The sequence below is a fragment of the Cryobacterium sp. HLT2-28 genome (assembly GCF_004402495.1).
Taxonomy (GTDB): domain Bacteria; phylum Actinomycetota; class Actinomycetes; order Actinomycetales; family Microbacteriaceae; genus Cryobacterium; species Cryobacterium mannosilyticum.
Map to the genome: position 1 here is coordinate 67,561 of NZ_SOFH01000008.1, position 19,642 is coordinate 87,202.

Genomic DNA, 19,642 nt, shown 5'->3' on the forward strand with positions numbered 1-19,642 from the left:
GCCGCGTGCGCTACGCACCGGCGATCCTCGTCGGCAGGGTTGTTCGGGTCCTGGCGAGATGGCGGAAACCGGGCGGGGGATCAGCGGTCCCCGGTCTCGTCGTCAACACCATCGCTCCGGGATTCCTGTCCCGCACCCTGAACGGCTTCCCCGGCGGACTGGTCATCGTGACCGGCTCGAGCGGCAAGTCCACCACCACGAAGATGCTGGTTGCCGCTCTCCGGGCGCACGGCCTGGGCGTGTTCACGAACGAGTCGACGGCCAACATCAGCCAGGGGCTCACCTCGGCGCTGCTTGAGCAGGCCAGCCTGGCCGGCCGGATCAGCGGCGACGTGGCCGTGCTGGAAATGGATGAAGGGCACGGCGCCCTGATCTCCGGGTCGCTGAAGCCCCGCGTCGTCGCGCTGACGAACGTGATGGTCGACCAGATCGATCGCTTCCACGATTCCGAGATGGTCGCGGCCATGCTCGGCAAGATCGCGTCCCGGGCCACCGGAACCGTCGTGGTGAATGCCGACGACCAGCACCTGGTGGACCTCGCTTCGCGCCTCGAGGGAGCCGTGGCCGTGTCCCGCTACGGCGTGTCCGCCGACGTCCTCGCGGCGAACCCGCGCGGGCTCGGCTACAGCGTGACGGCCGGCAACCGCCTCTCCCCCGCGGAGGGGATGCTCCTCACCACGGTCGACGGCCGCGACGCCACCGTGCTGGTGGACGGTGCCAGCTACGACCTGGGCCTACCCGCCCGCGGAACGCACTATGCCGTCGATGCGCTGACCGCCCTCAGCACCGCCCAGGCGGTCCTCGGCGAGCGTTTCGACCCTGCCGTGGCGGTCGCGGCCATCTCGGCGATCCCGCCCGTTTTCGGCCGGGGCGAGATCGTCACGGTACGCGGCCGGAAGGTCGAATTCGTGCTCGTGCAAAACCCCGCGAGCTTCCAGCTCAACGTGGACAGCCTCGCGGCCGGAACCGACCAGATCCTGATCGCGATCGGTTCGGATGTCCGTGACCCGTCCTACTTCTGGCCGGTCGACACGTCCGGGCTTGGCCGGGTTCTCTTCGCCTCCGGCTCGAAGGCGCTGGAAATCGCCCTGCAGCTTGCCTACGACGACGTCGCCGTCGAGCGGATCGAGCCCGACCTCGGCCGCGCCCTCGACGAATTCCTCGCTCTCCCTGACCCGCGGATCGGACTGAAAACCATCATCTTCTCGGCCGACTCCATGCGCCGCACCCGCGCCCACCTCGGGCTCGTCTCCAACAAGGCAGGGCGGGAGTGATGCGAGCGCTCACCATCGTCTCCGTCCTGCCCGAACTCCTCGGCACGAACGGCGACGCCGCGAACGCCCGGGTGCTCGCCCAGCGCGCCCGTTGGGCCGGTGTCGACGCCGAAATCATTCCGGTGCGCACGGCCGCCGATCTGCCCGAGCAGATCGACCTCGTCGTGATCGGTTCAGGCTCCGACACCGAGCTGGTCGCGGTGCGCGACATCCTCGCCACGATGACGGAGCAACTCCGCGCCTGGTGCACGGCGGGAATCCCCATCCTCGCCGTCGGCACCGGATGGGAACTGCTCAGCTGGGGCATCGAGCTCGGTGACGGCACCGTCGTCGAGGGCCTCGGAATCGTCACGGGCCGCGCGGTTCCCCGGTCCGCACGGGTGACGGACGATCTCATCGTCGACTCCCGTTTCGGCAGACTGGTCGGCTTCGAGAACCACGCCCGCGACTACGTCGGCGGCGAGGCGTCACCACTCGGCCGGGTTCGATCCGGAACGGGAAACGGCGCTGCCCGTGGCGAAACCGGTGTGGAGGGCCTCGTCATGGGGAACCTCGTCTGCACCCACCTGCACGGACCGGTGCTGGCGCGGAACCCTTCCCTCGCCGACCACCTGCTCAGCACGGCCCTGGCGCGCGCCGGCGCGGAGTACGTTCCGGGTGCACGAGCCGTCGCAGTCGACGAGACAGCGAAAGCCGGGCGCAATCAGCTTGCCGTGGCGTTGGGCCTCACCGCGGAGTAACCTCCCGCGGGTGGTTCGGCCCCCGGAACGCAGGCCCCCGGATATGGGAACGGCGCGGAACGACCGAGGTCGTCCGCGCCGTTGACCGCGCGTCGAAAAGGACGGGTAGTCGAACTGGACTAGGAGCGCTGGTCCTCGAGAAGTCGGCTCGACTCGTCGTGCCAGCTCTCGGCGATCGCCGCGAGCTTCTCCTGGTGCTTGCGGCCGTGGTGGGCGCAGAACATCAGTTCGCTGTTGTTGACGACGACTCGGATGTAGGCCTGGGCGCCGCACGCATCGCAGCGGTCGGCCGCGGTGAGCTGGTGAGGGGCGCTCTGCCCGTCGACGGAACTTTGGTCGATGGCACCATTTCCGGTTGCGATCTGGGACATGTTTTCCTCCTCCAGACTGATACCAAGTGATACCAATTTAACCTGTGCTCCATGTAAACACGGTCCGCCCCGGTTTACGACTCCGTTTGGTTGCATTTCGCTCACCGCGTAGACGTTCTGGGCAGGGTGTTGCTGGGGAGCCAGGCGCGTTCCGGTCGGTATTCTTGACAGTTGTGAGCTCTTCAGACTATTCCGCACGCCACCTGTCGGTCCTCGAGGGGCTCGAGGCGGTTCGCAAGCGCCCCGGCATGTACATCGGTTCGACCGACTCGCGCGGTCTGATGCACTGCCTCTGGGAAATCATCGACAACTCGGTCGACGAGGCGCTGGGCGGATTCGGTTCCCGGATCGACATCGTCCTGCACCCGGACGAGAGCGTCGAGGTCAGGGACACCGCCCGCGGCGTTCCGGTGGACATCGAGCCCAAGACCGGCCTGACCGGGGTTGAGGTGGTCTTCACCAAGCTGCACGCCGGCGGAAAGTTCGGCAGCGGATCGTATGCCGCCTCCGGCGGCCTGCACGGCGTCGGCGCATCCGTCGTGAACGCCCTGTCCGAGCGACTCGACGTAGAGGTCGACCGTGACGGCAAGACCTGGGCGATGTCGTTCCACCGCGGCGAACCCGGGATCTTTGCGGATACAGGGGAGAAGAGCCCCGACGCGCCCTTCACCCCGTTCGAGAAGCAGAGCGAACTCCGCGTGATCGGCAAGGTCAAGCGCGGGGTCACCGGTACCCGGGTGCGCTACTGGGCCGACCGGCAGATCTTCACCAGGGGAGCCGCCTTCCAGACTGAGGAGCTCCTCGACCGGGCCAGGCAGACCGCGTTCCTCGTTCCCGGCCTCGCCATCGACATCGACGACCGGCGCAGCGCCGAAGCGGTACACGAGTCGTTCCAGTTCGAGGGCGGCATTTCCGAGTTCGTCGACCACCTCGCAACCGACACCCCCATCACCGACACCTGGCGGCTGTCCGGGAACGGCAGCTTCACCGAGACCGTCCCTGTCCTGACCGACAAGGGCGCCATGGTGCCGACCGAACTGACCCGGGACTGCGCCGTCGACATCGCCCTGCGCTGGGGCACGGGCTACGACACCGTCGTCCGCAGCTTCGTGAACATCATCGCCACGCCGAAGGGCGGCACCCATCAGGCCGGCTTCGACGCCGGGCTGCTGAAATTCCTGCGGTCCCAGGTGGAGTTGAACGCCCGCCGCCTCAAGATGGGTTCCGACAAGCTGGAGAAGGACGACGTGATGGCCGGCCTGACCGCCGTGCTGAACGTGCGGCTCCCCGAACCACAATTCGAGGGCCAGACCAAGGAGGTCCTGGGCACACCGGCCGTGCGCGCCATCGTCGCCAACGTCGTCGCCCAGGCCATGAACGAGCGTTTCATCTCCACGAAGCGTGACGACAAGACCCAGGCGGCGGTCGTGCTGGACAAGATCGTCGCCGAGATGAAGTCCCGCATTTCCGCGCGGGCCCACAAGGAAACCCAGCGGCGCAAGAACGCGCTCGAGAGCTCGTCGCTGCCGGCGAAGCTGGTCGACTGCCGCAGCAACGACGTGACCACGAGCGAGCTGTTCATCGTCGAAGGTGACTCTGCGCTCGGCACCGCGAAGCTCGCCAGGGACAGCGAGCACCAGGCTCTCCTGCCGATCCGGGGCAAGATCCTCAACGTGCAGAAGGCCTCGGTGTCCGACATGCTCTCCAACCTGGAGTGCGCGTCGATCATCCAGGTCATCGGCGCCGGCTCCGGGCGCAGCTTCGACCTGTCGGCCGCCCGGTACGGCAAGGTCATCATCATGAGTGACGCGGATGTCGACGGCGCCCACATCCGCACCCTCCTGCTGACCCTCTTCTTCCGGTACATGCGGCCGATGATCACCGAGGGCCGAGTCTTCGCGGCGGTGCCCCCGCTGCACCGGGTGGTCGTGATGAACCCGGGCAGCAAGCCGAACGAGACCATCTACACCTATTCGGAGCCCGAACTGCACAGCGTGCTCGCCGGGTTGAAGAAGAGCGGCAAGCGTTACCAGGACCCGATCCAGCGGTACAAGGGGCTCGGCGAGATGGATGCCGACCAGCTCGCCACCACGACCATGGAACGCGCGCACCGCACCCTCCGCCGGGTCAGGGTGGCCGACGCGGAGATGGCAGGAAAGGTATTCGAACTCCTGATGGGCAACGACGTCGCCCCACGCAAGGAATTCATCATCGACAGCTCGGACAAGCTCAGCCGCGACCGGATCGACGTCTAACCATCGGTATCCGCCCCCTCCGCGGACGGGCTCACCGCCGGAACGGAGAAGGCCGTGCTCGGCAGGTCGGCCTCGTCGGCCATGATCGCGGCAACGATGCGCCGGGCGACCAGGTCGGGCGCGTGACCGGCGGGCAGCCGTGGCGCCGTTCCGGCGATCGGGTGCCCGGATAGTCCGGTCTCGGTGTGGCCCGGCCGGGCGTCGAGAATGCGGATGCCGCTCCGGCGCAGCTCCCGGCCGGCGGCCTTGTCGAAGGCCGCAAGGGCTGCCTTCGAGGCGGAGTACGCCGCCAGGTTAGCGGTCGGGCTTTCGCTCACGACCCCGCTCAGCGTCACCACGAAGGGGCTTCGCCCCGCCGCTGCCGACTCGGCCAGGGCCGCGCGGGCGGCCCGCAGCAACCGGATCGGGGCCAGCGTGTTCACGGCGAACAGCCGTTCCAGGGTCGGATCGGTCACCTCGGTCGCCGCCCCGAAGGCGACGACGCCGGCGGCGTTCACGATGCCGTCGAGGCGGCCGTCGACGGCGATCGCGCCGGCGACCAGGGCGACGATGTCGGCCGGGACGGCCAGGTCGGCGGTGACGATCGTCCCGGGAAGGTCAAGGGTCTCGAGGCTGCCCCTGTCCCGCCCGCTGAGGATCAGTCGCGCGCCCTGGTCGGCGAGCAGCCGGGCGATGTCACGGCCGAGGCCCCCTGAGGCGCCGACGACGAGGATGGATGCGTCACGAAGCTGGGTCATGCCGCCACCTTAGCCGGGCTTCCTGCCCGGCCGGTCCACCGGGGCGGCCCCGCGGCAAGCAGCGGGTGCCGCGGCGGTCAGCCGTTCTGTGTGCCGATCTGGGCGCCGATCGATCCGACCACGGCGTCCAGCATCGTGCCGGAGGCGTCGCGGCGGGAGCCGGATTCGGGGAGAGAACGAGGAGCCCCATCGGGGCCGACGGCGCGGGCCGGGAGCGGCCCGACCCAGGCCACGGACACGGTGTCCTCGCCTTTGAGGAAGCGGTGGGATCGCACGCCCCCGGTGGCGCGGCCCTTCGCCGGGTACTCGGCGAAGTCGGACAGTTTGGCGCTGCCGGGATCCGTTCCGGCGAGCGTCTGGCTGCCGGTGGCGATCGTGGCGACCACGGCGGACTCGGCCGCCTCCGGCGCCAGGCTCGTGAACCAGACCACCTGGGTGTCGGGGGCGAGCTTGATCCCGGCCATGCCGCCGGCCGTGCGCCCCTGCGGGCGCACCGAGCCGGCCGGGAAACGCAGCAGCTGGGAGTCGGAGGCGATGAAGACGAGTTCGTCGGCCTCGGAACCCTGTGCGGCGCCGACGACGACATCCTTCGGTTTCAACGCGATGATCTCGAAGTCGGGCCGGTTCGCCCAATCGCCTGGGGTCACGCGTTTCACGATGCCGGAGCGCGTGCCGAGCGCGATCGCCCGGTCGGAGTCGAGGGAGACCAGGGCGAGCACCTTCTCCTCCTTGTTCGGCAGGGCAAGGTAATCCCCGATGCGCACGCCCGCCGCGAGCTGGATCGAGGTCGGCGGCATCACGGGCAGGTCGACGGGGGAGAACCGGATGAGGCGGCCCAGGCTGGTCACGGCGCCGACCTCGGTGCGGCTGGTGGTGTCCAGGCTGGACAGGATTGCGTCGTGCTTGCTGCGGCGCTGTGCCGGGACGATCCGCTCGTTCAACGGTTCGTCGGCGGAGGGAAGGTCGACCCGGGCGATCCGGCCGGTCGTGCTGAGGTAGAGCCGGGTCGGGGTGTCGGTGACCTCGAGGATCGCGGCCGTGCGTTTCGCGGCGGCCCCGGCGATGCTCGGCCGGGCCTCGGTGAGCACGGTTCGCCGGGGGGTGCCGAATCGTTCGGCCACGGTGGCGAGCTCGTCGGAGACGAGGGTGCGGATGGCCTGCTTGCTGCCGAGCAGCTTCTCGAGGGCGGCGATGTCCGCGAGCAGCTGGTCGCGTTCCGTCTCCAGCTCGATCCGCGAGAACCGGGTCAGCCGCCGCAGCCGAAGCTCGAGGATGTACTCGGCCTGGATCTGGCTCAGGTCGAACACGTCGATCAGGCGGGTGCGAGCCTGGTCGCTGTCGTCGCTGGCGCGGATCACCTGGATGACCTCGTCGATGTCGAGGATGGCCACGAGCAGACCCTCAACGAGGTGCAGGCGTTCCTTGCGGCGTGCCAGCCGGTACGCCGACCGCCGGGTGACCACCTCGATCCGGTGGCCGACGTAGACCATGAGCAGTTCGCGCAGACCCAGGGTCTGCGGGCCGCCGTCGACGAGGGCGACGGCGTTGATGTTGAACGAGTCCTCGAGCGGGGTGACCCGGTAGAGCTGCTCCAGCACGGCCTCCGGGCTGAACCCGGTCTTGATGCCGATGACGAGGCGGAGTCCCCTGGTGCGGTCGGTGAGGTCGGTGACGTCGGAGATCCCGCTGAGCTTCTTCGAGTTCACCCCGTCCTTGATCTTCTCGATGACCCGCTCCGGGCCGACGAGGTAGGGCAGCTCGGTGACGACCAGCCCCGCCTTGCGGGCGGTGATCGCCTCGACGGAGACGCGTGCCCTGGTCTTGAAACTGCCCCGGCCGGTGGCGTAGGCATCTTTGATCCCGGCCAGGCCGACGATGGTTCCTCCGGTGGGCAGGTCGGGACCCGGCACGAACTCCATCAGGTCCTCGAGGGTGGCGTCCGGGTGCGCCAGGAGGTGCCGGGCGGCGCCCACCACCTCGATCAGGTTGTGCGGCGCCATATTCGTCGCCATCCCGACGGCGATGCCGCTCGCTCCGTTGACCAGCAGGTTCGGGTACGCCGCCGGCAGCACGTCGGGTTGGGTGAGCTGATTGTCGTAGTTGGGCACGAAGTCCACGACGTCCTCATCGAGGTTCTCCGTCATGGCCAGGGCCGGGGCGGCCAGGCGCGCCTCGGTGTAGCGGGGCGCGGCCGGGCCGTCGTCGAGCGAACCGAAGTTGCCGTGCCCGTCGATCAGGGGCACCCGCAGGGTGAACGCCTGAGCCATCCGCACCAGGGCGTCGTAGATAGCCGTGTCGCCGTGGGGGTGCAACTTGCCCATCACCTCGCCGACGACCCGCGCGCTCTTGACATGGCCGCGGTCCGGACGCAGTCCCATTTCGCTCATCTGGTAGAGGATGCGGCGCTGCACGGGCTTGAGCCCGTCCCGTGCGTCGGGGAGCGCACGGGAGTAGATCACCGAGTACGCATACTCGAGGAAGGACCCCTGCATCTCCGTCGACACGTCGACGTCTTCGATGCGCTCGGTGAAATCGGCGGGCGGCGTGCTGTTTGAACGGCTCATTCGTGAATTCTGTTGAGGCGTGCTGGCCTGGGGCAGGCACTTTCGGGTGGGCGCTGGAACGTGCGGCCTGGGTCTATGTCAGAATTGGCCGGATGCCCCCCATGCTACCGGCCCGCCAATTCAGTGCCCTGCGGCTTGCCGACGTTCTGACAAGTTCCCTGTCCTCGATCCTCGACCGGCCCAATGCCCTGGGCCTGGGGTCGGCCGGCCGGACCGTCGTGGTGCTGGCCGACGGGCTCGGGGTCGGCCAGCTCCGGGCGCGCGCCGGGCATGCGCGCTTCCTGTGCTCCCACCTCACGAAGGCGGGCGTGCTCGACGGCGTCTTCCCTGCCACGACGGCCGCCGGGATCGCCACCCTCACGACCGGTGTCGAGCCGGGGCGACATGGCCTGGTCGGCTACCGCGTGCGCGACGAGGCCAGGGACCGGGTCGTGAACCAGCTGACCGGTTGGGACGACGACATGGATCCGGCACGGTGGCAAAGGGAACGCACGGTCTTCGAGCGCGCCGCCGACGACGGGGTGCCCAGTTTCGCGATCGGGCCCAAGCGCTACACGGCGTCCGGTTTCACCCTGGCCGTGCTCCGCGGCGCCCGCTACGTGCCCGCGGAGACCCTGGCAGACCGATTCGCGGCCGCCCGCACGCTGCTCGACTCCGAACCGAGGGCACTTGTCTACCTGTATGTCCCCGAACTGGACATGGCCGCCCACGCGCACGGCTGGGAGTCCGCCCGGTGGCTGGCCGAACTGGAGGCACTCGACGCCGCGGTGGCGAGGTTCGCCGCCGGCCTCAGACGGGACGAGGGGCTGCTGCTTACCGCCGATCACGGCGTCGTCGATGTCCCGGCAACCCGGCATGTTCTTTTCGACACCGTTCCCGAGCTCGTCGGGGGAGTGCGCCACATCGGAGGAGACCCCCGATGCGTCCAGCTCTACCTGGAACCGGAGCGCGCCGATGAGGCGCCGGCCCTGGCCGAATCCTGGCGGGAAACCGAGGGCGACCGTGCCTGGGTGTTCACCCGGGCCGAGGCCGTCGAGGCTGGCCTCTTCGGCGAGGTAGCGCCGGAGGTGCTTCCGCGGATCGGAGACGTCATCGTCGCCGCCCGCAAACTGGTCGCCTATTACGACTCACGCGAACCGAACCAGTCGGCTCGCCAGATGATCGGCCAGCACGGGTCGCTCACCGACGAGGAACTCCGGGTCCCGTTGATCCGGTTCGGCGCGCACTCGGCCTGAGGCCGGCACCTGCCGGACCGGGCATGAGCCCGACCCGACACGGTACTCAGGCGGGGTACTGGCCGCGCTTCACCTGCGGCTTGGGCAGGCGCATCGGACGGAGCTGCAGCGCGCGCATGGCCGCGTACCAACGGACCCGTTCGGCCTTGGGCTCGCCGAACTTCGCCTTCACCTTGCGGGTGAGCGTGAAACCCAGGATGACGCAGTCGACCACCGCGACGAGGAAGAAGGCCCACAGCGCCAGGATGCCGTAGGTCTGCACCATCGGGTCGGGGAAGAACGTCAGCAGGATGACGAGGAACATCACCGGGATCATGAATTCGCCGATGTTGAAACGGGCGTCGACGTAGTCGCGGACGAAGCGCTTCTGCGGCCCGCGTTCGCGCTGCGGAAGGAACCTGTCGTCACCGGCGGCCATGCCGACACGGGCGCGGTCCCTGGCCTCGGCCGCCTTGCCTCTGGCCTGCTTGGCCGCGAGCTTGCGGTCGTCGGGCACCAGCGGGCGCTTGTTCAGCGCCTCCTGCTGCTTGCGGCTGGGCGTCGCTTGCCCCTTGCCGGACAGGTGACCGGCCGCGAGGCGGGCTTTCGTCTCCTCCACGGTCTCCATGGGGGGTTGTGCGTCTGGGTTCACAGGCTTAGCCACATCAGTTCCTTGCATTTGGTTGGCTTAAGATTACCCGATGACCGATATTCCAGAAACAGAACCGAATTCGTCGACAACGGCCGCGGACGGCATCCGGGCGGCCGTTGAGCGGGGCCTGCCGTCGACGATCGCGGACCTCTGCGCGCTCGTTCGGGTCCCGTCGGTGTCGTGGGATGCCTTCGACCGTGGCCAGGTGGCCCGCAGCGCCGAGATGGTGGCGGAACTGGCGCGCGGTTTGGGCGTGTTCGAGACCGTCGAGGTGAAGCAGGCCGGCATCCCGGGCGGCTCGGAACTGGGCCAGCCGGCGGTGCTTGCCACCCGGGCTGCCCGGAACGGCCGGCCGACGGTGCTGCTCTACGCGCACCACGACGTGCAGCCTCCCGGCAACGATGGGGACTGGGAAACGCTGCCCTTCGAACCGACAGTGCGCGGGGACCGTCTCTACGGACGCGGAGCCGCCGACGACAAGGCGGGCGTGATGGCCCATATCGCGTCGATCCGCGCCCTCGTCGAAGCGGTAGGACCCGATTTCGACCTCGGCCTCGCCCTCTTCATCGAGGGGGAGGAGGAGTTCGGCAGCCGGTCCTTCGCCACCTTCCTGGAGGAGAACCGGGAGGCGTTGCGCGCCGACGCCATCGTGGTCGCCGACTCGAACAACTGGGACATCGACACTCCGGCGCTGACGATCGCGCTGCGCGGCAACGTCACATTCAGGCTCACCGTCCGCACCCTCGACCACGCGTCGCACTCCGGCATGTTCGGCGGCGCCGTCCCCGACGCGATGATGGCCACGGTCCGTCTTCTGGGCACCCTGTACGCCGCCGACGGATCGGTGGCGGTCGCCGGGCTGACCAGCCACGACACGGCCACCCCCGAGTACTCGGAGGCCCAGCTGCGCCAGGAGACCGGGCTGGCCGCAGGAGTGAGTCCGATCGGCCACGGCTCCGTTCTCAGCCGGATCTGGTCGCAGCCGGCGATCACGATCACCGGCATCGACGCGCCGACCGTCGCCAACGCCTCCAACACCCTGTCGCCTGTGATCTCGGTTCGACTGAGCACCCGGATCGCCCCCGGCCAGCCCGCAGCGGATGCCTTCGCCGCCCTCGAGACCCATCTGCGCGAAAACGCCCCGTTCGGCGCGCAGATCGACATCGACGACGTCGACACGGGGGAAGCCTTCCTCGTCGACACGAGCGGCTGGGCCGTCACCGAGACCCGGCACGCCATGGAAGAGGCCTGGGGGCGCGCGCCGGTCGACATCGGCGTCGGCGGCTCGATCCCGTTCATCGCGGACCTCGTGCGGGTCTTCCCCGAAGCCCAGATCCTGGTCACCGGCGTCGAGGACCCCGATTCACGCGCGCACAGCCCCAATGAGTCACTCCACCTCGGAGTGTTCAAACGGGCGGTCCTCGCAGAGGCCTTCCTGCTCGGCCGGCTCAACCGGAGGGTCCAGCCGGCGGCTTCCTGACCCGCTCGGCCAAGTCGACGTCCGGATCGGGAATTCCGAGGGTGGTTTCACCGTTTCGCTGGGTAGAATCACGGTGGCAACCCGTAGGAGCCGGCCCAGGCCGGCTGCGCGGCGCCACCGATTGACAGCAGCGACGTGACGGGACCGTACCGACGCGAGATTAAGAGGAGCAGCATGACCGACACCATCGCCCAAACCGGCACCGCAGCGCACGGCGTGGGCCTCAGCGCCACCGCCGCCCAGAAAGTCCGCAGCCTGCTCGCCCAGGAAGGCCGCGAGGACCTGCGGCTGCGCGTCGCAGTGCAGCCCGGAGGCTGTTCGGGCCTGATCTACCAGCTCTACTTCGACGAGCGTGTGCTCGAGGGTGACGCGCTCGTCGACTTCGACGGGGTTGAGGTTGTCGTCGACAAGATGAGCGTGCCCTATCTCGACGGAGCGTCCATCGACTTCGAAGACACCATTGCGAAGCAGGGGTTCACGATCGACAATCCGAACGCCGGCGGAAGCTGCGCCTGCGGAGACTCCTTCAGCTGATCCGCAGCGGCTGAGCGCCGTCCCTGTCCGAACACACCAGGTCCGAACACACCAGGCACCTGGCGTGTCGCGGTTCGGCGGAGGGTCGGCGCCCGCGAATACTGTGACTGGAGGCGAATTCGTTATCCACCCGGCCGCGTTGGTGCACATCCGGAGCCGTCTCTCGCAGTAGGCTGGGAATCGAGAAATGCACTTCCAGTGAAGTGTCGTCGAGTCTTTCCGAAAGGTTACTGGTGCGCAAAAACCATCGTTTCCGATGGGCTGCTATTCCGATTGCAGCGTCGTTGGCCATTGTTCTGGCGGGGTGCACCCAAGCCCAGCTTCACGGCTTCCTCCCCGGCTTCGAAGAGGGTCAGCCGGCGGTGACCAACCAGACCGACCGTATCGGCGGGTTGTGGACGACGTCCTGGCTCGTGCTGCTCGTGGTCGGCCTGATCACCTGGGGTCTCACGATCTGGACGGTCGTCGTCTACCGCCGTCGCAAGGGCCAGACCGGCCTGCCGGTCCAGCTCCGTTACAACATGCCGATCGAGATCTTCTACACGGTCGTGCCCCTCATCCTCGTGCTGGGATTCTTTGCCTTCACCGCGCGTGACCAGGCCGCGATCGAGGCGCGCTTCGAGTCGCCCGACGTGAAGATCGAGGTCATCGGCAAGCAGTGGGCCTGGGACTTCAACTACGTCAACGAAGACGTCTTCTCCGCCGGCATCCAGGGCCAGCCCGACCTCAACGGTCCCAAGGGCTCGCTTGTCGAGTCCGAGATCCCCACCCTGGTGCTCCCCGTCGGCAAGAAGATCGAACTGGCGCTCGAGTCCCGCGACGTCATCCACTCCTTCTGGGTCATCGACTTCCTCTACAAAAAGGACATGATCCCCGACAAGACCAACTACATGTCGGTCATCCCCGAACGAATCGGCACGTACTCGGGCAAGTGCGCAGAACTGTGCGGCGAGTACCACTCCCTGATGCTGTTCAAGGTCAAGGTAGTCTCCGAGTCCGACTACGACGCATACATCCAGTCGCTGCGGGTCGCCGGCAATGAAGGCCAGCTCGACAACGGCTACAAGCGCAATCAAAATCTTCCGGGCACGACCGCCCCGACGGTTCAGGAGGGCAACTAGGCCATGAGTACCACCACTGCTCCCACCGCCCCCACCGCACCGGCCGCACCTCGGCGCGTGTCCGGCGTCGACCGCAAGGGCAACGTCCTGGTGCGGTGGATCACCTCCACCGACCACAAGGTCATCGGGTACATGTACCTGATCACCTCCTTCGTCTACTTCTGCCTCGCCGGCGTGATGGCCCTGGTGATCCGGGCCCAACTGTTCGAGCCCGGCCTGCAGGTCGTGCAGACGAAAGAGCAGTACAACCAGCTCTTCACCATGCACGGCACGATCATGCTGCTGATGTTCGCGACGCCGTTGTTCTTCGGATTCGCGAACTCCCTGATGCCGCTCCAGATCGGCGCGCCCGATGTGGCGTTCCCACGGCTCAACGCGTTCTCCTTCTGGGCGTTCTTCTTCGGCAGCCTCATCGCAGTCGGCGGGTTCCTCACCCCGCAGGGAGCGGCATCCTTCGGCTGGTTCGCCTACCAACCGCTGGCGAGCACGACCTTCTCGCCCGGGGTCGGCGGCAACCTGTGGATGGTCGGGCTGGGACTGTCCGGATTCGGCACCATTCTCGGCGCCGTGAACTTCATCACCACGATCATCACCATGCGCGCGCCCGGCATGACCATGTTCCGGATGCCGATCTTCACCTGGAACACGATGGTCACCTCCATCCTCGTGCTGATGGCCTTCCCGGTGCTCGCCGCCGCGCTCCTCGCCGCCGCCTCCGACCGGATCTTCCTCTCCCACATCTACGACCCGGCCAACGGCGGCGCCATCCTCTGGCAGCACCTGTTCTGGTTCTTCGGCCACCCCGAGGTGTACATCATCGCGCTGCCGTTCTTCGGCATCGTGTCCGAGGTGTTCCCGGTCTTCAGCCGCAAGCCGATCTTCGGTTACAAGACCCTGATCTACGCGACCATCTCCATCGCGGCACTGTCCGTCGCGGTCTGGGCGCACCACATGTACGTCACCGGTTCCGTTCTGCTGCCGTTCTTCTCCCTGATGACCATGCTCATCGCGGTACCGACCGGGGTGAAGATCTTCAACTGGATCGGCACCATGTGGCGCGGGTCGCTGACCTTCGAGACTCCGATGCTCTGGGCCCTCGGGTTCCTCGTCACGTTCACCTTCGGTGGGCTGACCGGTGTCATCCTCGCGTCACCGCCGCTGGACTTCCACGTCTCCGACACCTACTTCGTCGTGGCGCACTTCCACTACGTTATCTTCGGCACCGTCGTCTTCGCCATGTTCAGTGGCTTCTACTTCTGGTGGCCCAAGTGGACCGGCAAGATGCTCAACGAGAGCCTGGGCAAGTGGCACTTCTGGCTCCTCTTCATCGGCTTCCACACCACCTTCCTCGTGCAGCACTGGCTCGGCGTCGTCGGGATGCCCCGACGGTACGCGTCGTACTCGCCCGAAGACGGCTTCACCTGGATGAACCAGCTGTCGACGATCGGCGCGATGATCCTCGCCGTCTCGATGATCCCGTTCTTCCTGAACGTGTACATCACGGCGCGGAAGGCTCCGCTGGTCACCGTGAACGACCCGTGGGGCTTCGGCGCCTCGCTCGAGTGGGCGACGTCATGCCCGCCGCCGAGGCACAACTTCACCTCGATCCCACGGATCCGCTCCGAGCGTCCCGCCTTCGACCTGAACCACCCCGAGGTGGCCATGGCCGTCGGCATCGGCCCCGGCAAGGACGCCCCGGATGCCCCCACGTATGACGCAGCTTCGAACAAGGTGAAATAAATGAGAGCCAACGTCAACCTGCTCTGGATCCTCGCCGGCTTCTTCACCGTCGTCACCACCGCCTACGTCGTGTGGGGTCTGCTCGACCCCAAGCAGCACAGCGTCGAGTGGGCCGGCACCTTCGCCCTCGGACTCTGCGCCGTGTTCACCAGCTTCGTCGCGTTCTACCTCAGCCGGGTGCACGGCGCCCAGGGCGGGGAACTGCCCGAAGACCGGCTGGACTCCAACATCGACGACGGCGACCCCGAGGTCGGCTTCTTCAGCCCGTGGAGCTGGTGGCCGATCCTGCTCGCCGGCAGTGCCGCCCTGTTGTTCCTCGGCCTGGCCGTTGGCGTCTGGATCTCCATCATCGCCCTGGGGCTGGGAGTCATCTGCCTCGTCGGCTGGGTCTACGAGTACTACCGGGGCATGTTCGCCCGCTAGAACCCATCCCACGGCCGTTCACGGCCATCCGCTACGGCGCCCGCGACAGAGTCCGGGCGCCGTTTGCGTACCCTGACGTCGGCGCAGGCGCGGAGCGCGGGTCAGTCGCGGCGGCGGAACCCGAGCAGTTCGAAGGCAGCGGTCACGGGGCGATCGGCGTGCGGCTCCTGGGCGAGGGTGGCGGCATCCGTGTGGTGGGCCGACGGCCCCATTCCGACCAGGCTGGTCACCTGGTGGGGGTCGAGTGTGAGCAACTCGGACGACGTCCGCTGGGATTCGAGGATGAAGTGCACGTCGAGGGACGCAACCAGTTCGGCTGACTTGTTCGCCTGCACCCCGAGAGCGAGCCCGGCAGCGCGGAGCTCCTGCAGATGCGTCTCCTGCGGCACGACGACGACCAGGCGACCGCCGCGGCGGAGCACGCGGTGGAATTCGGAGGGATTGCGCGGCGCGAAGACGTTGAGGATGACGTCGACGACGCCGTCCCGCACCGGCAACGGCGCCCAGACATCCGCCACCAGGCCGTCGATCCGGTCGTCGCCGGCGATGGTGCGAGCGACGGCGACCGGGGAGAGGTCCATGCCGAGGGCCCGGGCGCCGTCCAGCTTGGCGAGCACGCCGAGCAGGTAGTAGCCGGTGCCGCAGCCGGCGTCGAGGACAGCGAGCGGGTTCTCCTGGCCAACCAGTTCGGCGAGGCTATCGCGGAGGGGCTCGTACCAGCCGGCGGCGAGGAAGGCGTCGCGAGCATCGAGCATGGCCGCGCTGTCGCCGATCAGGCGCCGGGAGCCGCCGGCCAGCGAGACGTAGCCTCGCTTGTTCGCGTCATAGGCGTGGCCGGTGGGGCAGCGCAGGACGAGCGCCCCGCCGGGCGCGAGGGGAAGAAAACAGATCGGGCACCGAAGCCACTCCGACAGGGTCTGGAGGGACATCGATGCCCGATCTGTTGTTGAGGCAGGTGCCTAGTGGTGGTCGCCGTGGGACTGTTCGAGTTCCGTGTTGCCGACTGGTTCGATCCGGTCCTCGAAGAACCAGCGGGACATGCCGGCACGCAGCTTCTGCCCGGTGGTGATCTTGCCCTGGGCGTTCGGGCGGATCATCAGCGGCTTGTAGTCGGAGTAGCTGACCAGCTTCCAGCGCTCGTACTCGTCGATCGGCTGGTGCACCTCGATGTATTCGCCGCCGGGAAGGCGCACGATCCGACCGGACTCGTAGCCGTGCAGCACGATCTCACGATCCTTCTTCTGCAACGCCAGGCAGACCCGCTTGGCGACGAAGAACGCGATGAACGGTCCCACGATCGTGAGGAACTGCATCGTGTGGATGACGCCCTCCATCGTGACCGAGAAGTGCGTCGCGATGATGTCGGAGGAGGCGGTGGCCCACAGGGCGGCGTAGAAGGTGACGCCGGCCGCGCCGATGGCGGTGCGGGTCGGGGCGTTCCGCGGGCGATCGAGGATGTGGTGCTCGCGCTTGTCCCCGGTCACCCAGGCCTCGATGAACGGGTAGATGAGCACCACGAGGATGAACAACCCGAGAGAGACCAGGGGAATCAGGATGTTGAACGAGAACGTGCGGTCGAGCCAGACGAATTCGAGTCCCGGCGGGATCAGGCGCAGCGCCCCATCGGCGAATCCGATGTACCAGTCCGGCTGGGTTCCCGCGGAGACGGGGGAGGGGTCGTATGGACCGTAGTTCCAGATCGGGTTGATCGTGAACAATGAGGCCATCAGCATCACGACGCCGAAGACGATGAAGAAGAAGCCACCGGCCTTGGCCGCGTAGACCGGGAGGACCGGGTAGCCGACCACATTCTGGTTCGTGCGCCCTGCACCGGGGTACTGGGTGTGCTTGTGGACCACGACGAACAGGAGGTGCATCGCGATCAGCGCGACGATGATCGCCGGCAGGAGGAGAATGTGCAGCGAGTACAAGCGCCCGACGATGGCCTCGCCCGGGAATTCACCGCCGAAGAGCAGGTAGGAGATCCAGGTGCCGACGAGCGGGATGCCCTTGACCATCCCGTCGATGATGCGGAGGCCGTTGCCCGAGAGCAGGTCGTCGGGAAGGGAGTACCCGGTGAATCCTTCGGCCATGGCGAGGATGAAGAGGATGAAGCCGATCACCCAGTTCAGTTCGCGCGGCTTGCGGAACGCGCCGGTGAAGTAGATCCGGAGCATGTGCAGGCCGATGGCCGCGACGAAGAGCAGCGCGGCCCAGTGGTGGACCTGGCGCATCAGCAGCCCGCCACGGATGTCGAAGGAGATGTCGAGTGACGACGACATCGCCGCGGACATCTCCACGCCCTTCAACGGGACGTAGGACCCGTCGTACTGGACGGGAGCCATGGACGCGCTGAAGAAGAACGTCAGGAACGATCCGGACAGCAGGATGATGACGAAGCTGTACAGCGCCACCTCGCCGAGCAGGAAGGACCAGTGGTCCGGGAAGATCTTCCGGCCGAGTTCCTTGACCGCCGTCGAGATGCTGGTGCGCTCGTCGATGTAGTTGGCGGCGACGGCCGTCAGGCCGCCGGACTTCTTGGTTTCGACCAGCTCAGTGGTCGTAGTTGTAGTGCTCAATGCCGCTCCCAGAAGCTCGGTCCGACGGGTTCAGTGAAATCGCTCTGTGCAATGAGGTAACCCTCTGAGTCTACCGCGATGGGCAGTTGGGGCAGGGGGCGCTTGGCCGGTCCGAAGATGACCTCACAGTGGTTCGACACGTCGAACTGAGACTGGTGACAGGGGCAGAGGAGGTGGTGGGTCTGCTGCTCGTACAGCGCCACCGGGCAGCCGACGTGGGTGCAGATCTTCGAGTAGGCGACGATCCCGTCATACGACCAGCCCTTGCGTTCGGGCAGTTCGTTGAGGTCCTCAGGCTTGAGCCGCATCAGCAGGACGGCGGCCTTGCCCTTTTCTTCCAGCTTGCCGTGCTCCAGATCCTGGAGCCCTTCCGGGATCACGTGGAAGGCGGAGCCCAGGGTGATGTCGGATGCCTTGATCGGCGTGCCGGTCGGGTCGAGGGCGAGACGCGTGCCCTTCTTCCACATCGTGTGGCTGAGAAGTGCTGCCGGGTTGTCGTCCTGCGGGCCGAGGCCGCGGAACAGCACGACCGCAGGAAGGGGGAACGCGATGAGTGCACCGATCAGGCTGTTGCGGATCAGGGTGCGTCGACCGATGCCGGATTCTTCGCCGGCTTCCTGGAATATCTCGACGGCCCGTGATCGGGTCTCCTCCGAGCCGCGAACGGGGTGGCGTTCGTCGATGCCCTCATGGTCGAACATCAGGGCCTTGCCCCAGTGCACGGCGCCGATGCCGATCGCCATCAGCGCCAGGGTGAGGCCAAGACCGATGAAGAGGTTGTTGGTGCGAACGGAACCCGGGTCCTCCGGGACGATCGGGAACGCCATGTATGCCGCGATGGCGAAGACGCTGCCCACGATCGACAGGTAGAACAGCGTGTACACGGTGCGCTCGGCCCGGCGCTCGGCGCTCGGGTCAAGATCGGTCACGCGAGGGCGGTGCGGCGGGAGGCCCGGGTTGCCCACGGCGTCCCGCACGACGACGGCGGTGCCTGCGGGAGCTCCTTCATGCCCGACGCCCGACGAGTCAGCAGCGGCCAGGTCCTTTCCGCTGTTATCGTCCTTGGCCATTGTTCTCCTTCATCGGCATTTTCATATACAAGTTGTTCGAGACCGGATGACCGGTCAGTTTGATCTCGCCGTGATCCACACGGTCAGGGCGACGATCGTCCCGAGGCCGAAGATCCAGAGGAACAGGCCTTCAGAGACCGGTCCGAGCGAGCCGAGCGCGTAGCCACCGGGAGAAGGGTTGTTCTCGAGGTACTTGAGGTAGGTGATGATGTCGCGCTTGCTCTCGGGGGAGATGTTCATCTCGTTGAAGACCGGCATGCTCTGCGGGCCGGTGACCATGGCCTCGTAGATGTGCTTGGACGTGACGCCCTCGAGCGACGGAGCGAACTTGCCCTCCGTCAGCGCTCCACCGGCGCCGGCCACGTTGTGGCACATCGCGCAGTTGATCCGGAAGAGCTCGGCGCCGTTGGCGGCGTCGCCCTTCTCATCGAGGAGGTTGGCTTCAGGCAGCCCGGGGCCGGGCGCGAGCGAGGACACATAGGCGGCGAGGGTGGCGATCTGCTCATCCGTGAACTGGACGGCCTTCTTCTGTGCCTGCGGCCCATTCATCTGCATCGGCATCCGACCGGTGCCGACCTGGAAGTCCACCGCTGCGGCTCCGACGCCGATCAGGCTCGGACCGCTGCCGGTGCCCTGCGCGGCCAGGCCGTGGCAGGTGGCGCAGTTCGCGGCGAAGAGCTTCTTGCCCTCACCGATCGTCTGCTGGGACGTGGCGCTGGTTTCGGCGCTGGCCGTGCTCGTGCTGAACGCGGCGTACGCTCCGCCCGTGAAGAGGAGGCCGATCGCGATGAGGGCGACGCTGGACAGAGGATGGCGGCGGCCGGCCTTGCGCCCGCCCGGGCTCTTGAGCTTCTTGATCGTGGTCATTTGTGCGTTTTCCACTTTCGA

At 67.3% G+C, this 19,642-nt stretch carries 17 protein-coding genes; 9 read left to right on the forward strand and 8 right to left on the reverse strand.

Annotated elements, in window-relative coordinates; translation table 11 throughout:
* Positions 1-5: 5 nt before the first annotated feature.
* Complete coding sequence (locus tag E3O48_RS03380) at positions 6-1,274, forward strand: MurT ligase domain-containing protein (RefSeq protein ID WP_134506429.1); 1,269 nt, start codon at positions 6-8, stop codon at positions 1,272-1,274.
* Complete coding sequence (locus E3O48_RS03385; protein ID WP_134537324.1) at positions 1,274-2,014, forward strand: type 1 glutamine amidotransferase; 741 nt, start codon at positions 1,274-1,276, stop codon at positions 2,012-2,014. Before E3O48_RS03380 ends, E3O48_RS03385 begins: the two co-directional genes overlap by 1 nt.
* A 119-nt stretch (positions 2,015-2,133) precedes the next feature.
* On the opposite strand, the gene E3O48_RS03390 is transcribed toward E3O48_RS03385, so the two are convergent.
* The gene (locus tag E3O48_RS03390) at positions 2,134-2,385 is read right to left on the reverse strand and encodes a hypothetical protein (protein ID WP_231383299.1); all 252 of its coding nucleotides are present in this window, start codon (positions 2,383-2,385) and stop codon (positions 2,134-2,136) included.
* Between the two features lie 173 nt (positions 2,386-2,558).
* Here E3O48_RS03390 and E3O48_RS03395 point away from each other — a divergent pair, with 173 nt between their 5' ends.
* Positions 2,559-4,640 (forward strand): type IIA DNA topoisomerase subunit B, encoded by a 2,082-nt coding sequence (locus tag E3O48_RS03395; protein ID WP_134537325.1) that lies wholly within the window; start codon positions 2,559-2,561, stop codon positions 4,638-4,640.
* Here E3O48_RS03395 and E3O48_RS03400 read toward each other — a convergent pair.
* Both E3O48_RS03400 and E3O48_RS03405 read right to left on the reverse strand, forming a co-directional pair.
* Positions 4,637-5,377, reverse strand: coding sequence for an SDR family oxidoreductase (locus E3O48_RS03400; protein ID WP_134506435.1), 741 nt, complete (start codon positions 5,375-5,377; stop codon positions 4,637-4,639). The genes E3O48_RS03395 and E3O48_RS03400 overlap by 4 nt on opposite strands.
* Before the next feature lie 77 nt (positions 5,378-5,454).
* Positions 5,455-7,941, reverse strand: a complete 2,487-nt coding sequence (locus E3O48_RS03405) for a DNA topoisomerase (ATP-hydrolyzing) subunit A (protein ID WP_134537326.1) — start codon at positions 7,939-7,941, stop codon at positions 5,455-5,457.
* 92 nt (positions 7,942-8,033) lie between these two features.
* Between E3O48_RS03405 and E3O48_RS03410 the strand changes: the two genes are divergently transcribed.
* Positions 8,034-9,176 carry an alkaline phosphatase family protein gene (locus E3O48_RS03410; RefSeq protein WP_174774742.1) on the forward strand — a complete coding sequence of 381 codons (1,143 nt, stop codon included), beginning with the start codon at positions 8,034-8,036 and terminating at the stop codon, positions 9,174-9,176.
* 46 nt (positions 9,177-9,222) lie between these two features.
* On the opposite strand, the gene E3O48_RS03415 is transcribed toward E3O48_RS03410, so the two are convergent.
* Positions 9,223-9,783 (reverse strand): DUF3043 domain-containing protein, encoded by a 561-nt coding sequence (locus tag E3O48_RS03415; protein ID WP_134537409.1) that lies wholly within the window; start codon positions 9,781-9,783, stop codon positions 9,223-9,225.
* Between the two features lie 73 nt (positions 9,784-9,856).
* Here E3O48_RS03415 and E3O48_RS03420 point away from each other — a divergent pair, with 73 nt between their 5' ends.
* From E3O48_RS03420 to E3O48_RS03440, 5 genes are all read left to right on the forward strand, one after another.
* Positions 9,857-11,287, forward strand: coding sequence for a dipeptidase (locus E3O48_RS03420; RefSeq protein ID WP_134537327.1), 1,431 nt, complete (start codon positions 9,857-9,859; stop codon positions 11,285-11,287).
* Positions 11,288-11,461: 174 nt separating this feature from the next.
* Positions 11,462-11,821, forward strand: a complete 360-nt coding sequence (locus tag E3O48_RS03425) for an iron-sulfur cluster assembly accessory protein (protein ID WP_134506441.1) — start codon at positions 11,462-11,464, stop codon at positions 11,819-11,821.
* Positions 11,822-12,054: 233 nt separating this feature from the next.
* Entirely contained in the window at positions 12,055-12,942 is an 888-nt protein-coding gene (coxB, locus tag E3O48_RS03430) for a cytochrome c oxidase subunit II (protein WP_134537328.1), read from the forward strand.
* A 3-nt stretch (positions 12,943-12,945) separates the two neighbouring features.
* Positions 12,946-14,682 (forward strand): cytochrome c oxidase subunit I, encoded by a 1,737-nt coding sequence (gene ctaD / locus E3O48_RS03435; RefSeq protein ID WP_134506445.1) that lies wholly within the window; start codon positions 12,946-12,948, stop codon positions 14,680-14,682.
* On the forward strand, positions 14,683-15,105 hold the full coding sequence (locus E3O48_RS03440) for a cytochrome c oxidase subunit 4 (protein ID WP_134506447.1): 423 nt from the start codon (positions 14,683-14,685) through the stop codon (positions 15,103-15,105).
* A 101-nt stretch (positions 15,106-15,206) separates the two neighbouring features.
* On the opposite strand, the gene E3O48_RS03445 is transcribed toward E3O48_RS03440, so the two are convergent.
* Genes E3O48_RS03445 through E3O48_RS03460 form a run of 4 tightly spaced genes read right to left on the reverse strand, consistent with a single transcriptional unit; the run spans position 15,207 to position 19,621 of the window.
* Complete coding sequence (locus E3O48_RS03445; RefSeq protein WP_134537329.1) at positions 15,207-16,034, reverse strand: methyltransferase domain-containing protein; 828 nt, start codon at positions 16,032-16,034, stop codon at positions 15,207-15,209.
* A gap of 30 nt (positions 16,035-16,064) precedes the next feature.
* Positions 16,065-17,684, reverse strand: a complete 1,620-nt coding sequence (locus tag E3O48_RS03450) for a ubiquinol-cytochrome c reductase cytochrome b subunit (protein WP_174774743.1) — start codon at positions 17,682-17,684, stop codon at positions 16,065-16,067.
* Positions 17,681-18,754 carry a ubiquinol-cytochrome c reductase iron-sulfur subunit gene (locus E3O48_RS03455; protein WP_134537330.1) on the reverse strand — a complete coding sequence of 358 codons (1,074 nt, stop codon included), beginning with the start codon at positions 18,752-18,754 and terminating at the stop codon, positions 17,681-17,683. The genes E3O48_RS03450 and E3O48_RS03455 overlap by 4 nt, the downstream gene beginning before the upstream one ends.
* Positions 18,755-18,808: 54 nt before the next feature.
* Positions 18,809-19,621: a c-type cytochrome gene (locus E3O48_RS03460; protein WP_134537410.1), complete on the reverse strand. Its 813-nt coding sequence runs from the start codon at positions 19,619-19,621 to the stop codon at positions 18,809-18,811.
* Positions 19,622-19,642 lie beyond the last annotated feature (21 nt).